12 protein-coding genes are annotated in these 14,828 nt (G+C 50.4%); 11 read left to right on the top strand and 1 reads right to left on the bottom strand.

The window, feature by feature from the left end; genetic code table 11:
- Positions 1–61: 61 nt before the first annotated feature.
- The 7 genes from rnpA (at position 62) to VN23_RS18925 (ending at position 7,084) form a co-directional block, all read left to right on the top strand.
- Complete coding sequence (gene rnpA, locus VN23_RS18950; protein WP_046351799.1) at positions 62–388, top strand: ribonuclease P protein component; 327 nt, start codon at positions 62–64, stop codon at positions 386–388.
- The gene (yidD, locus tag VN23_RS21610; RefSeq protein WP_082752849.1) at positions 376–585 is read left to right on the top strand and encodes a membrane protein insertion efficiency factor YidD; all 210 of its coding nucleotides are present in this window, start codon (positions 376–378) and stop codon (positions 583–585) included. Before rnpA ends, yidD begins: the two co-directional genes overlap by 13 nt.
- A 24-nt stretch (positions 586–609) precedes the next feature.
- Positions 610–2,280 carry a membrane protein insertase YidC gene (yidC, locus tag VN23_RS18945; protein ID WP_046351800.1) on the top strand — a complete coding sequence of 557 codons (1,671 nt, stop codon included), beginning with the start codon at positions 610–612 and terminating at the stop codon, positions 2,278–2,280.
- A gap of 67 nt (positions 2,281–2,347) precedes the next feature.
- Complete coding sequence (locus tag VN23_RS18940; protein ID WP_046351801.1) at positions 2,348–2,746, top strand: hypothetical protein; 399 nt, start codon at positions 2,348–2,350, stop codon at positions 2,744–2,746.
- Between the two features lie 19 nt (positions 2,747–2,765).
- Positions 2,766–4,100 (top strand): tRNA uridine-5-carboxymethylaminomethyl(34) synthesis GTPase MnmE, encoded by a 1,335-nt coding sequence (gene mnmE, locus VN23_RS18935; protein WP_046351802.1) that lies wholly within the window; start codon positions 2,766–2,768, stop codon positions 4,098–4,100.
- A 198-nt stretch (positions 4,101–4,298) separates the two neighbouring features.
- Entirely contained in the window at positions 4,299–6,275 is a 1,977-nt protein-coding gene (locus VN23_RS18930) for an acyltransferase family protein (protein ID WP_046351803.1), read from the top strand.
- A 311-nt stretch (positions 6,276–6,586) separates the two neighbouring features.
- Positions 6,587–7,084 (top strand): DUF6630 family protein, encoded by a 498-nt coding sequence (locus VN23_RS18925; RefSeq protein ID WP_046351804.1) that lies wholly within the window; start codon positions 6,587–6,589, stop codon positions 7,082–7,084.
- Positions 7,085–7,206: 122 nt separating this feature from the next.
- On the opposite strand, the gene VN23_RS18920 is transcribed toward VN23_RS18925, so the two are convergent.
- Positions 7,207–8,196: an NAD(P)/FAD-dependent oxidoreductase gene (locus tag VN23_RS18920; protein WP_046351805.1), complete on the bottom strand. Its 990-nt coding sequence runs from the start codon at positions 8,194–8,196 to the stop codon at positions 7,207–7,209.
- Between the two features lie 287 nt (positions 8,197–8,483).
- Here VN23_RS18920 and VN23_RS18915 point away from each other — a divergent pair, with 287 nt between their 5' ends.
- The 4 genes from VN23_RS18915 (at position 8,484) to VN23_RS18900 (ending at position 14,819) form a co-directional block, all read left to right on the top strand.
- The gene (locus tag VN23_RS18915; RefSeq protein WP_046351806.1) at positions 8,484–10,223 is read left to right on the top strand and encodes an ABC transporter ATP-binding protein; all 1,740 of its coding nucleotides are present in this window, start codon (positions 8,484–8,486) and stop codon (positions 10,221–10,223) included.
- A 265-nt stretch (positions 10,224–10,488) separates the two neighbouring features.
- Entirely contained in the window at positions 10,489–12,228 is a 1,740-nt protein-coding gene (locus VN23_RS18910) for an ABC transporter ATP-binding protein (RefSeq protein WP_046351807.1), read from the top strand.
- A 267-nt stretch (positions 12,229–12,495) separates the two neighbouring features.
- Positions 12,496–13,374 (top strand): phosphoribosylaminoimidazolesuccinocarboxamide synthase, encoded by an 879-nt coding sequence (locus VN23_RS18905; protein WP_046351808.1) that lies wholly within the window; start codon positions 12,496–12,498, stop codon positions 13,372–13,374.
- Positions 13,375–13,544: 170 nt separating this feature from the next.
- Complete coding sequence (locus VN23_RS18900; protein WP_046351809.1) at positions 13,545–14,819, top strand: EAL and HDOD domain-containing protein; 1,275 nt, start codon at positions 13,545–13,547, stop codon at positions 14,817–14,819.
- The last annotated feature ends 9 nt before the right edge of the window (positions 14,820–14,828 follow it).

Genomic DNA, 14,828 nt, shown 5'->3' with positions numbered 1-14,828 from the left:
GCGGGCATAACCTTGATGCTAAGCTTTGTTGGGACACTCCCAAACTGGTTTTGCGCGCAATATGCGCCTGCTAAAAGCGGATGAATTTTCATCCGTTTTTAGTTTGCGCTGTTCTTCTTCCAATGATTTTTTTCAAGTTCTTGGCAGGCCCAACGGGCTGGATCACGCCAGACTTGGCTTAGTTGTCGGAAAAAAAACAGACAAGCGGGCCGTAGGTCGCAACTACATCAAACGCACAGTGCGGGAAACATTTCGCCTGAACGCAAATAAAGTAACCGGCATCGATCTGGTGGTACGCGCACGTCGGCCATTTGGGCGAAAAGAAGGCGCTGCAGCACGTGAAGCACTTATTTCACTGCTCGGCAAGATTCACAAATGTCGAAAATAATCGTCGCGCTACTGCAACTTTACCGGTTTACTATTAGCCCGCTCCTAGGAGCGCGCTGTCGCTTTACGCCAACTTGCTCCCAATACGGCATTGAAGCCGTCACACGCTACGGCGTGATGAAAGGGGGCTGGCTAACTACTCGCCGGCTATGTCGTTGTCACCCCTGGGGTGGCTGTGGCTATGATCCGGTACCATAAATCTGCATACCCTTTCGAGCCAAGATGGATACCAAAAGACTCATCCTCTTTATCGCGTTGTCATTCGGCATTCTGTTCTTCTGGCAGAAGTGGATGGAAGAGCGTTACCCTCAAATAAAAACCCCTGCAGCAACTGCAAGCGCCACAAATGGCTCTACGCCACATGCTGCAGCAGCACCAGGCCAGGCTCCACAAGATGCAGGCAGGCTGCAACGCGGCCAGCGCATTACCATTACAACAGACCTGTTTAATGCAGAAATCGACACCAATGGTGCCGATCTGCGCAGCGTAAAGCTGCTTAAGCATGGCATGATTGATAATGCGAAAAAGCCATTTGCCCTGTTACAGGATGAAGGCGAGCATATTTATGTGGCACAAACCGGCCTGATCGGTGAAGGCTTGCCTACGCATAAAAGCACTTTTACCAGCGCACAAACCGCTTACCAACTGGCTGATGGCCAGAAGGAAGTCTCTGTTCGCCTAGAAGCTGCTGGCCCTGATGGTATAAAAATCGCCAAGATTTACACCTTTAAGCGTGATAGCTATCTGATCGATGTGAAGTACGAGCTGGTTAACGGCTCTGCTAAACCATTGACCACATCGGCGTACTACCGTTTACTGCGCGATGGCAAAACACCTGAAGGTAGCGGCGGCCATATGGGAGCCACCACCTTTACCGGACCTGCTGTTTACACTGAAAAGAAGAAATTCGAAAAAGTGGAATTCAGCAAGCTGGATAAGGGCGAAGCCACCTACGAGCAAGCAGCTAAAGACGGCTGGGTTGCCATGCTGCAACACTACTTTGCTACTGCGTGGATTGTTTCACCTAAAGATGCGCCAGCAGTAGGCAGTGCAAATGGTGTTCGCTACGAGCTGAAAAAGCTGCCAGATGGCCTGTATTCTGCCGGTGTGATCGTAGAATTGCCGACGATTGCTGCCAATGCGAAGTATGAAACCAGCATTCCGCTATTTGTTGGCCCGGAAGAAACCCGCGTACTGAACACCGTATCGACAGGCTTCGATCTGATTAAAGACTATGGCATTTTCACCATTTTCTCTAAGCCTATCTTTGCGGTTCTGGATTTCATCCACAAGATGGTTGGCAACTGGGGCTGGTCGATTATTTTGCTGACCATGCTGATCAAAGCGATGTTCTTCCCGCTGGCTGCTGCGAGCTACCGCTCGATGGCTAAAATGCGCAAGCTTGCACCGCGCATGGAACAGCTAAAAGCGAAGCATGGCGATGACAAGATGAAGTTCCAGCAAGCCGTAATGGAAATGTATAAAACCGAAAAAGTGAATCCGCTGGGTGGTTGTCTGCCTATGCTGGTACAGATTCCGGTGTTTATTGCACTCTACTGGGCACTGCTGGCATCGGTTGAGCTACGCCAGGCGCCATGGATTTTCTGGATTACCGACTTATCGGTGAAAGATCCTTACTACGTACTGCCCGTGTTGATGACGATTTCGATGTATATCCAAACATCGCTATCCCCTCCTCCACCGGATCCGATGCAAGCTAAGATGATGAAGATTATGCCGCTGATGTTCAGTGTGTTCTTCTTCTTCTTCCCGGCAGGCTTGGTTGTGTACTGGGTAGTGAATAACGTGATTTCTATTGCCCAGCAATGGTATATCACGCGCCAGATTGAAAATGCAGATGACGACAAACCGGTTAAGCTAGCTAAAGCTTAATCAGTCATTCGCCAAAGAACGCCGCCTTCGGGCGGCGTTTTCATTTCAGTGCAGCCGAGTGTTTGTGATGGCCACACAGCAAATTCATACCGAAATTGAGCAATTTTTTAATACCTATTGCCTTGCTTACAACCAGCAAAATAGCCCAAATATTGCTAGGGTGTTTGCCGTGCCTTCAGGCATAGCTCAGCACGGGCAATACACTCACTTTCCCAGCCCAGATTCCACAGCAAGCAATATGCAGAAGCTTTGCCAATGGTATGCAGAGCATGGGTTTTTAAAAGCTAGTTTCAAGATTAATCAGCTCTTTTTGCAAGGCGCGCAGCATGCCATCGCAGATATCAACTGGCAAATTGAGCGCAAGCAGCAAGCGCCATGGCAGTTCCATACCACGTATAATCTGATTAAAACATCGCAAGGCTGGCTCATCCTGCTTTGCACTGCTTACGAAGAAAGTTTTACTTAATCCCCCTACCGAGTCCGCCATGCTTTACACCCCCGACATCATCGCCGCCATTGCCACTGCCCCCGGTCGAGGTGGTGTGGGCGTTATTCGTATTTCTGGCCGTCATTTGGGCGATATCGTAGAAAAACTCATCGGCAAGCCCTTAAAGCCCCGCTACGCTCACTTTGCCCGCTTTAAAGCTGCAGATGGTACGGTGCTGGATGAAGGCATTGCTCTGTATTTCCCCGGCCCCAATTCCTTTACCGGCGAAGAAGTGCTGGAGCTGCAAGGCCACGGCGGGCCTGTCGTGATGCAAATGCTGCTGTCACGCTGCTTGGAGCTAGGCGCACGCTTTGCCGAAGCGGGCGAATTCAGCAAACGCGCTTTTTTCAATGGCAAAATGGATTTAGCGCAAGCCGAAGCCGTTGCCGATCTGATCGACGCCCAATCGACTGCCGCCGCCAAATCGGCGCTTAAATCGCTGGATGGCGCGTTCTCGCGTGAGATTCATGTGCTGGTCGACGAGCTAATCACCCTGCGTATGCTGGTAGAAGCCACGCTCGACTTCCCCGAAGAAGACATCGATTTTCTAGAAGCCGCCAATGCACACGGCAAATTGCTAGAGCTACAAAGCCAGCTACAACGCGTGCTTGGCACGGCGACACAGGGCAAACTGCTACGTGAAGGCATGCATGTGGTGCTTATCGGCCAACCCAACGTAGGCAAAAGCAGTTTGATGAATGCGCTGGCAGGAGAAGAAATCGCCATCGTGACCGATATTGCCGGCACCACCCGCGACACCGTGCGCGAGCTGATTCAGCTCGATGGCGTGCCTGCGCATATTATCGATACCGCAGGCTTGCGTGACACCACTGATACCGTAGAAAAAATCGGTATTGAGCGCACTTGGGCTGCCATTGCCAAAGCCGAACTCGCCCTACTGTTAATCGACAGCCGTATTGGTATTACGAGCGACGACCAAGCCATCCTCGACAAACTGCCGCCGGAGCTGCCCGTGCTACGGGTCTTTAATAAGATCGATCTGACTGGCGATGTACCGGGTATTGTGGCCGACAATGAAATCCACGTATCGGCCAAAGCAGGCATCGGCCTAGACGAGCTACGCAGCAAGCTGCTCACTTTAGTAGGCTGGCACGGCCATGACGACAGCGTATTTATCGCCAGAGAGCGCCACCTGAACGCCATCCGCCGCGCCCAAAGCCATCTGATGACAGCAGAAGCGGCTTATCTGCAAATCGAAATATTTGCAGAGGAATTACGTCGGGCGCAAAACGCGCTCAGCGAAATCACCGGGCAATTCACCTCTGACGATTTACTCGGCGTCATTTTTAGCCGCTTTTGTATTGGCAAATAAGCCCATAAAAAAATCCGCTTCAATGCGGATTTTTGCTTTTAAAAACCAATAAAATATATCGCAATCTGCTATGAATAAGTCATAAAACGGGAAGAGCTGATCAATCACGCCTATCCCGCATACCACCCTCAGTACTTTGCATCACACCGTGCTTCGCACTAAGCAGGTGTTTTTATGCACTACTTCTAAAGGCGGCGAATGACTTTAATTAAAAAAACACCCCCTTCTGGCTATATTCCAGAAATAGATAGCCTGCGTGCAATCGCTGTTTTATCGGTTATTTTATTTCATTTTAATCCACTGATTTTGCCCGGTGGTTTTTCAGGGGTAGATGTCTTTTTTGTGATTTCTGGCTATGTAGTCAGCAGTAGCTTAGCCAAAAGCAGGCAAACTCATTTTGTGAACTTTTTGCTGCAATTTTATTCGCGGCGCATTATCCGCATTTACCCGGCACTCTTGGCTTGTTTAATGATTGTTGGTCTGCTGCAAACGCTCTTTGTGCCCGCATCATGGCTAAGCCAAAGCACGAACAGCACCGCCTTGTATGCCTTTGCTGGCTTAAGTAATTTTGCACTGATCTGGTTTAACGATGGCTATTTCTCACCGCGCGTTGAGTTTAATGCCTTTACCCATACCTGGTCTTTGGCTGTTGAAGAGCAATTTTATCTGCTATTCCCCTTCGTGTTTTTTATCTGGATTAAATATAAAGAACAAAAAAACTTTATGGGGCGAATCTCCCCATACCTATTGCCACTGCTATTTATTATTTCTTTGTTTTATTCTTGGTATGAAACCCAACTCGCCCCAAACCATGCCTATTACCTGCTGCCCAGCCGGTTCTGGGAGCTGGCCAGTGGCGCAATGCTGTTTATATTTCATCAGCAAAATAAACTGATTGCTCAATCAAAACACAGCTCAAACTTTGCCATTGCGCTCGGCATGATATTAATTGTGGCTGGGTTTATATATTCAGATCCAAAAGCCTTTCCTTTCCCTTGGGCTCTATTAGCGGTAAGTGGCACTTTATGCCTGATTGCTGGCGTTGCTAAGACATCAGGCCGTTTAGGAGTCATCCTGCAATGCTCATCGCTGGTTTATATCGGCAAAATATCCTATTCACTCTATTTATGGCACTGGCCTGTTTTGGTGCTATTTAGATGGACTACAGGGCTGGATCACCCAAGCAATATACTGGCTGCAGCTCTAGCCACAGGCTTATGCAGTATTTTTTCCTATCATTTTTTAGAGCGCCCCATACGCAAAAACATTTTTATTCATAGCAAGCGAGACTGGCAAATTGCAGGAGGCGGCGTTTCAATTATTTTGCTCTGCTTTATTTCTACCCAGCATATTTTCAAAGCCCAGCCACGACTTAGCCTGAGCGTTACCCGTGATGTGCAAAACTGGTATCCCGAAGCTTGGCCGTCTGCCAGCAATACGCTGAAAGCCACTGCTTTGGCAGATCGAAAAATCTTTATTCTGGGCGATTCACACGCCGTGGCTTACCGCACCATGCTGCGTAAGCTGAGCGATGAGCAAGGCATTAAAGTTTTACCTTACTCGGCAGCAGGCTGTCCTGTCGCCAATTTACGCCAGACAGCAAACCCACAATGTGCAGAATTTATTGAGCAAGCGCTCAGGCAAATTGAGCACACTGCACAAGCGGGCGATCTGATTTTTTTAGCCTCGCTCAGAATGCCCCGTTTAAGCGATCAATGGACCACCTTTATCGAGGCACAAGTTTTAGATTCCAATCAAAAAGCAGATGAGCATCGTAATCAGGTTTTGGCAGAAGCAGAAAACATCATTAGCCGCTTAGAAAAACGCTCTTTAATCGTAATGCTGGATGCGCCCAAACCCGTTTTTAAATCTCCCCCCTTTCGCTGCTCAGACTGGTTTAACGCCAACAACCCCATTTGCCAAAGTGGCCTCAGTATAAAGCGCAGCTATTTGCAAGAAATGGGCAAGCCCGCATCCTCCACGCTCGCCGCTTTGCAAAACAAGCACCCCAAGCTGCTTGTTTGGGAAACTTTCTCTGCCCTATGCCCATCAGAGACTTGCTCGGCTTTTGATCGGGGATTGCCTTTGTTTTTTGATGGCGATCATTTAAGCGCTCATGGCAACAGGGTGCTTTATCCTTCATTCCTTGCCCTGTTGCGTACGGCGTGGCGCTAGCTTTGGATACTTGAAAGCTTATAAAATATACTGTGGTATCTTACTGACAGCACAAACAAAGAAAGTGCCTATGCAATCCAAGAGTATTATGATCAAGTTATTATGCTGACAATCAGCAAGATTCAAGCTTTATATTGCGCAAAATACCGTATTACTTAGCTTTTAAACTACTTAATAACGATTAAATTTTAATCACTTAATGCGATGCTAGGTGCTCAATTTATTTTCGGCAGAAAATTTCAGAGAGTAAGCTTGCATGTGCAATGATTGAATATACTTTTAAGGCATAACTGTACTAAAAGGAGTCCACCGTGAGCACTACTGACGAAGCAGCCGTTAAGCGACTTTTAGAACTGATTAATCTGGATGATAGTGCCGCTGTTGAAGCGCAATGGGTGGCATTTGAAGAAGAGCTTGATGCTCAGAGCGATGATGAATCTGACGATGAAATCGAGCTGATCTGGATCATCAAAGATGTAATCGATTGGGAGTCGGGCTTCTTTGTTGATTGGAAAGACACCGAATCTTTTATTTCCTGCATTGAAACGCTGGTTGAGCGCGTCGATATCAGCATCGACTGGGGCGTGGACGATCCGGATGATGATGAGTTTCTGGATAACACCAGCGTACCGGATCTGATGGAAACCGCCTTCGAGCAGCTACGCACTCACGGCTACACGCTATGGAACTGGGCAACAGATAGCGATTGCTACGGCGGCTGGATTGCTAAAAGTACAGATGACGAAGAAATGCTAAGTATTTCTGAGGCGTTGGGTGTGGAGTTTAGAACGGGTGATTTGCCATTTTAAACAGTAAGGAACAAGCCCAGCAAAATCTAATTATGTAGGGCGGGTGCAACCCGCGAACAATGCTGAAACACACGCGGGTTGCACCCGCCCTACATAATTTACACGACATAGCTGGCGTCTGCTTAAACCAGCAAAGCCGCAGCCAAGGCAACGCCAGAGCGATAAGCTCCTTCTACCTTGCCGCCTGCTAGCCAATCCCCGGCTAAAGCTAGGCCATCATTACTTAAAGCATAGGGCAAATCAGCCACCGGCAATGCTCCACTCGCAAAGCGCCAGCGATGCGCGCTCATTTGCAGTAGCTTAAAAACAGGCAAACCATCGACGGGCATATCATGAAAAAGATCACCAAAAGCCCGGCTTAGCATGGCACAGGCTTTATCCGGTGTTAATTCCAGATGCTGACGTGACCATTCTGGCGAGGCATGCGCCACCCAGTTTTCCTCACTACCCCGTCCCGGCTTGCTGCTATTTCTAGCCAGCCAGCTCAGCGGTCCCTGATTAATAAACAGGCAATCAAAAGGCAGGGCAATGGGTCTGGCAGAATGAATAAGTAAGGCCCAGCAAGGCTCCATCTGACAAGAGGCGGCGAGAGTAGCCAATGCGTGGCCTGCTGGTAATAATGGCCCTACTTGCTCGGCAGGTGTGCTCAGTACCACTTGGCTGGCTTGCCAGCTTTGCTCGCCTGCTAAGACTTGCCAACCACCATCAATGGCTTCAAGCCCGGTGATCTTCACATCAAATAAAATCTCAATTCCACCAGCCAGAGCGTGGAGTGGTGCATTCATGCCCGGCACACCTACCCAGCGTTGTATCGCACTAGGCGTACTAAAACGCTGCCCATCCCAAGCCTGGATTTTTCCTTGCCACTCCGCCACAGAGCCTGCTTGCTGCCAAGCTGCAACTTGAGCCGCGAAATCACGATCGCTGGCCGTGAAATATTGCGCGCCATGATCCCAAGTGCCTTTTTCAGTTCGACGGCAAGCCATCCGGCCACCTAAGCCACGGGCTTTTTCTAAAACAAGGACCTTCTTGCCTGCATCTTGCAAGCGCCGGGCACAGCTTAAACCTGCCATGCCTGCGCCAAGAATAAGAACATCGTAATGGGAGGGCATGTTTTCTCTCTTCAATATATAAATGGGCCGATCCGGCGATTCAGGGAGCGGATATTAACAGCCCATCCCCAACTTGCAATTGATAAAGACAGCTTATCTAAGTCATCGCTATCGTTACGCGCAAGATTTACTACCTGCTCTACCGTACATTTAATACACAAGAAGCTGGTAATGCTGGCTTTTCAGCTTACCAATTCCTAGATAAACTCTTGCGTAATATCTAAGTATTAAAATACGCGAACACTCTTCGTTACCTGCATTACCTCAAGCTTTCGAGATTACTCCATATGACGCTGTTTAAACTATTGGGCGATTTTGTCCGCCGCCATTGGCGTGCCTATATTTTGGCTGCGCTCATGCTCTTTGCCGTGGCCGTGCTAACGGTATGGATTCCACGCCAAGTGGGCCAGATGATTGATGGCTTGGTCAATAAATCGCTGACGCCTGATTTACTGCTCTGGCAACTGGCGGGACTCGTTGCCATGGGGCTAAGCATCTACTTTTTGCGCGTAGGCTGGCGCTTGCAGCTGTTTACGGCTGCTTATCGCCTAGGGATTGAGCTAAGGGTACAGCTTTACCAAAAGCTCGCCGCCCAAGGCCCGGCCTTTTATCATCGCCAACGCACCGGCGATTTGATGGCGCGTGGTACCAATGATATCGACGCGGTAGAAATGGCCGCAGGCGAAGCCATGCTGGCCGGTTTTGATGGCTCGATGACGCTGATCCTCGTGCTAGCCATGATGACGCTTGGCATAGATTGGCGCTTAGCTGCCGTTGCCCTGCTGCCTTTCCCGCTGATGGCGCTCGGCTTCTGGCGACTATCGCGCCAAGTGCATCAGGCCTCTACCGATTCGCTGGAGCGCTTTTCAGCGCTCAACGATCATGTGCAGGAAACACTGGCTGGCGTGCGCACACTTCGCGCTTTGGGCTTAGAAGGCAGAAATAGCAAGGTGCTATCTGGCCTTGCCGAAAACGCAGCCAAAGCCAGCCTCGATGCACAGCGCTGGGAGGCCGCATTTGAGCCGGTCGTTGGCATGACGCTGACCGCGGCCAGCGTATTAACGCTGTCTTTAGGTGGCTATCTGGTTTGGCATAATCAGCTGACCATTGGTGAGCTAACCAGTTTCAGCATGTATCTGGGCCAGCTAATCTGGCCGATGTTTGCAGCGGGCTGGGTGCTCTCCCTGCTAGAACGCGGTAAAGCAGCGTGGGCGCGACTTGATCCGCTGCTCAGCCAGCCACTCTCCGTAGACGATCATGGAGCAGTTGAAACGGCACCAAGCGGCTTACTAAATTTTGACGCGATTGAGTTTACTTATCCAGAGCAAAACAATGCCGCACTGGCGGGCATTTCGCTCAGCCTTGCTGCTGGGCAAACGCTGGCCTTGGTTGGCCCGACAGGATCGGGTAAATCGACACTGCTGCGTATGCTACTGCGCCAATACCACCCGCAAAGCGGCGCGGTGCGCTGGAACGGCGTGAATGTGGAAGACTATAAATTGCAGCAACTGCGCTCTGCGATGAGCTGGGTGCCACAGGAGTCATTTTTATTCTCGGCATCGGTCGCAGAAAATATTGCCCTGATTAAGCCAGATGCCACACCCGCCGAGATTGAGCACGTCGCCAAGCTGGCAGCGGTGCACGACGATATTTTGCGTCTACCGCAGGGCTATGAAACACCGGTTGGTGAGAAAGGCGTATCGCTTTCTGGCGGACAACGCCAACGCGTCGCCATCGCCCGCGCCCTGCTGTCTGACGCTCCACTGCTGCTGCTCGACGACGCGCTGTCGGCGGTGGATACGCAAACTGAAACGCAAATTCTGAATCACCTAAGAGACGCCAAGCAGGGACGCAGCATGATTATCGTCAGCCACCGCCTCTCTGCCGTGGTAGACGCCAACCATATTGCGGTACTGAAACACGGCAAGGTGGTAGAAAGCGGCACGCATCAGGAACTAGTCGACCTAGGCGGCTGGTACGCCAGCCAGTGGCGCTACCAACAGCTGGAAGCAAGCTTGGAAGAGTGATTTTTACTTATACACAATACTTAAAACCCTAAGTTCTGTAGGCACAGAGCTAAGTGAGAACACAAAGCACACCGAGAAGACCTTTAGAACGAGGGCTTCGTAAGGTGGATGAAGCCAGCGACAACGAATGAGAAATACGCAGGTTTCACCCGCCCTACGGCTTCTTTAAGTATTTTTCCTGCCTTCTCAGTGTTCTCGCCTTTGCCTTTCTCCATGTTCTCTGTGTCTACAGACTTAAGGTTAGTTTTTAAAAAAAGGTTGATCTATGAGCGAACGTAAGCAAGCGATTGCGCTGCTTAATAAGGCTGCGCTGCCAGAGCGCCGCCATTTATGGCTGGGTTTATTTTGGCTGATCTGCGCTGCGCTGCTGGAAGCCGCAGGGCCGCTGCTCGGTAAGATGTTTATTGATCAGCATCTCTTGCCCCGCGTTTTAAACTGGCCCGAGATTTTTATGCTGCTGGGCGGTGCGCTAGCTTGTGGCTGGGCGGCGTCTTTAATTCGCTATTTGCAATTGCTACGCCTTGCCGGTGTGGCAATGCGCTCGGTTAAACGCTTGCGTGAGCAGGTTTATAGCCATGTATTAGCGCTACCGATGGCGTTTTTTGATAAAGCGATTACTGGTCAGCTGGTTAGCCGCGTGACCAACGATACCGAATCGGTCAAAGCGCTGTATGTACAAGTGCTATTTGTGATGCTGGATAGCCTGATTGTGGTGCTCGGCACGCTGGCGGCGATGGCCTGGCTCAATTGGCGCTTAATGCTGATCGTGCTGATACTGATTCCGGCTGTAGTTTTAATTGTTTGGCTGTATCAGCGCTGGAGCGCGCCGTCAGTTACCAAAGCGCGTCAGCTACGCAGCGATATCAATGCTCAGATGGCCGAATCCATTGCGGGGATGAGCGTTTTACAAGCGACCAATTCCGAGCAACGCTTTACCGCACGCTTTCAAAAAACCAACCTCAGCCTCTACGGCGCACGCATGGCCGAATTGCGCGCCAATGCCTGGCTACTACGCCCTGCGCTGGATTTTTTAAATGTGGCACTGCTCGCCACAGTGATTTGGATGTTTGGCCAACAAAGCTTTAGCGGCTTGGAAATTGGTGTGCTCTATGCCTTTGTCAGCTATATCGCCCGCGTGGTTGAGCCACTGATCCAGATCACCATGCAGTTCAGCCAAATCCAGCAGGCCGTGGTTTCGGCTGCGCGGGTTAATGTGTTGCTGGGTGAAAAACAAGCCATCAATGGCGATGGTGAGGGCCAAATTAGCAAAGGCGCAGTACACTTTAAAGACGTGGCTTTTGGTTATGACGCCAAGCATCCCGTGCTGCACGATCTGTCGCTCACCATTCCGGCAGGCTCTTTCTACGGCATTGTTGGCCACACTGGTAGCGGTAAATCGACACTGCTTTCCCTGCTGCTGCGCTTTTATACACCGCAAGCTGGGGAAATCGAAATAGATGGTTATCCGCTACTGGAAATTGGCGATGCGGCATTTAGAAGTGGCGTAGGTCTGGTGCCGCAAGACCCATTCCTGCTGGCTTCCAGCGCGCGCGACAATATCGATATGGGCCGTAAACTCAGCCAGGAAGAGATCGAAACCGCCGCCAAAGCCGCCAATGTGCACGAGCTGATTTTAAGCTTAGAAAACGGCTACGACACCGATATGGGTGAAAGCGGCACACGGCTTTCTACCGGCCAAAAGCAACTGATCGCCATCGCCCGCGCACTGGCTGGCAAGCCGCGCATCCTGCTGCTGGATGAAGCCACTTCGCATATCGATAGCGAAACCGAGCAAATCGTTCAGCAAGCTTTATCGCGCCTGCACGGTAAAGTCACCATGATCTCGATTGCCCACCGCCTATCCACCATCCGCGACGCAGATCAAATCATCGTACTTAACCACGGCCGCATCGCAGAAAAAGGCAATCACGAAGAACTGATGCAAATAGAGCGCGGCATTTACCAGCGGCTCTACCTGTTGCAGCAGCTGGATACGGTCGTTTAAAAAAACCATAAGATCTGTAGACACAGAGAACACAGACTTAAAAGCAGTACACTGAGAAAATCTTAAAAATACAGAAAAAAACATCCATTAAGGTTTTCTCTGTGTTCTTCCTATTCTCATTTAGCTCTGTGTCTACAGAACTTAGCTTTTAAATTCTATAGGGTGGGCACCTTTTGGCTAAGAACTTGGTAGCTTTTATGCAAAAGCGGCCAATAATCGGGCAAAATAGCGGCCTGTTGCTCCACTCTGATGCCTTAAGGAATTGCGATGACCGGCCTTACCACGACCAATTTGACCAGCCTGACTAAGATTTACTCGGGCAAAGTACGCGATCTTTACGCGATTGATGATGCGCGCATGCTGATGATCGCAACCGACCGCCTTTCTGCGTTTGACGTAATTTTGGCCGAGCCGATTCCTGAAAAAGGCAAAATCCTCACCGCTATTTCCAACTTTTGGTTTGATAAGCTAAAAGATATAGTGCCTAGCCATTTCACTGGCGAGCGTGCCGAAGACGTAGTGAGCGCAGCAGATCTACCACAAGTAGAAGGGCGCGCCGTGGTAGTAAAACGCCTGAAACCGGTAGCCGTAGAAGCAATTGTTCGCGGCTATATCGCAGGATCTGGCTGGAAAGAGTATCAACAAAACAGCACCATCTGCGGCATGGCTTTGCCAGCGGGTTTACGTGAAGCAGATCAATTACCAGAGCCTATTTTCACCCCGTCAACCAAGGCAGAATTGGGTGACCATGATGAAAACATCAGCTACGCGCGCTGCGAAGAAGTGATTGGTGTAGAGCTGGCCGCCAAGGTGCGCGATACCGCTATTGCCCTCTATAAAGCTGCCAGCGTTTACGCGGCGACTCGTGGCATTATCATTGCCGATACCAAGTTTGAATTTGGTCTGGATACCGATGGCACGCTGTGCCTGATGGACGAAGCCCTCACACCGGATTCTAGCCGCTTCTGGCCTGCCGATCAGTATGTGCCAGGTAGCAATCCGCCAAGCTACGACAAGCAATTTGTACGCGACTGGCTAGAAACCACTGGCTGGGATAAAACCCCTCCGGCCCCTGCCCTTCCTTTAGAAGTAGCGGAAAAAACCGCAGCTAAATATCGCGAAGCGTTGGATAAGCTAACTAAGTAAGCCATGATTCAATAAGGGCGGCGGCTTCTTTTAATAGAAGCCGCCGCCCTTTTGATATGCGAGAAGTAAGACTCATCTGCCAAGCGGGCACTCCCCCCTGCCCGCCTCCTCCTGCAAGCTCCCCGTCTTCTGCTAGGCTTAAGCACTCATCTGCCTAGTGTTCAGCTCTCATGCTCAAGTTCTTACAGCGACTTTTTGCGAAACCAACGCCTCCACCATCGCCACCCCAGCCTATTCTGCAAGAGCCTTCGATCACGTTGCAGCTGCAACACGTCAATATTATTGATGCCAACGGCAAAATAGTGGGCAGCCTGCTGCGTAGACGCCCGCAGAGTAAAGAAAGCATTGCGCAAATTCTGCTTGAAGAAGGTGAGCTCATTCGCCATGCCGTGCGCTTAGGTACCACCATGAGTAAAAAGCGGCTGCGACTCTTGGAAATATCTGCGGGCAGCTTGCTGCAGCCCGAGCTGGCTCAGTTGGCAGCTCAAGGCAATATGCTGCTGCTTAACACCAACACGGCCCTGCCAGAACGTGGCTTGGCGACATTACAAAAGCTACAAAAAGCAGGCCTTGGCTTAGCTCTTCAGCTGCCCGCAACTTGGTCATCCGAGATCATCGCCCAGGCGCAATGGCTGGCTTTCTCTGTCAATGGCAAGCTAGCGCCGGACATCGAAAGGCTGGCACGGCGCATCCATGTGCAAGGCCTAGAAAAACCTATGCTGATGCTCGATTTGGCATGGCACGATGAATTTCAGCTTTGCCAGCAGTTAAATATTGCCTATGCCGCAGGCAGGTTATTTCATCAGAGCACATGGCAGGAAGGACCCGTCGAGGCGGGGTTTTTAAGAATTATGGATTTGCTGAATTTACTTCGGCAAGACGCCAGTAATAGCGAAATTGCAGTTTCGCTTAAAACCGATCCGCTGCTCTCTTTTAGGGTGCTGGCACAAGCCAATTCCGCGGCCGAAGCGCGCAATAAGAAAATAGATACGCTAGACCAAGCCTTGGTAGCCATAGGCAGGGAGCGTTTATACCGCTGGTTATCTTTGTTGCTATTTTCTTTACCCGGCCAGGAAAAACCCAATCCTAGCTTGCTGGAGTACGCCTTATTACGCGCCGAGTTGACCGAGCGCTTAGGAAGCCAGCGCTGGCCTCAAGAAAAGGACCACCTGTATTTACTAGGCTTGTTTTCTGTGCTGGAGCAGTTGATCCACCGCCCCTTAGCACAAATTGTTGGGCTGCTTAAACTACCGGAAGCCGTCTGCACTGCGCTACTCCACAGCACTGGCCCCTATGCTCCATTTTTAAATCTCGCCATTGCCAGCGAATCCGCACAATGCCCGGATGCCAAGCTACTGGTAGCGTGCGGCATCAATGCTAATCACTATTTCAAAGTGTATTACGAAGCGCTGCTTAGCGTAGAGGCCGCAAGTGAAGAGACATAATGCGGCTCA

Source organism: Janthinobacterium sp. B9-8 (assembly GCF_000969645.2).
GTDB lineage: Bacteria > Pseudomonadota > Gammaproteobacteria > Burkholderiales > Chitinibacteraceae > Iodobacter.
The sequence above is the reverse complement of the archived record's forward strand: the minus strand, read 5'-3'. Positions and strand labels throughout refer to the sequence as shown.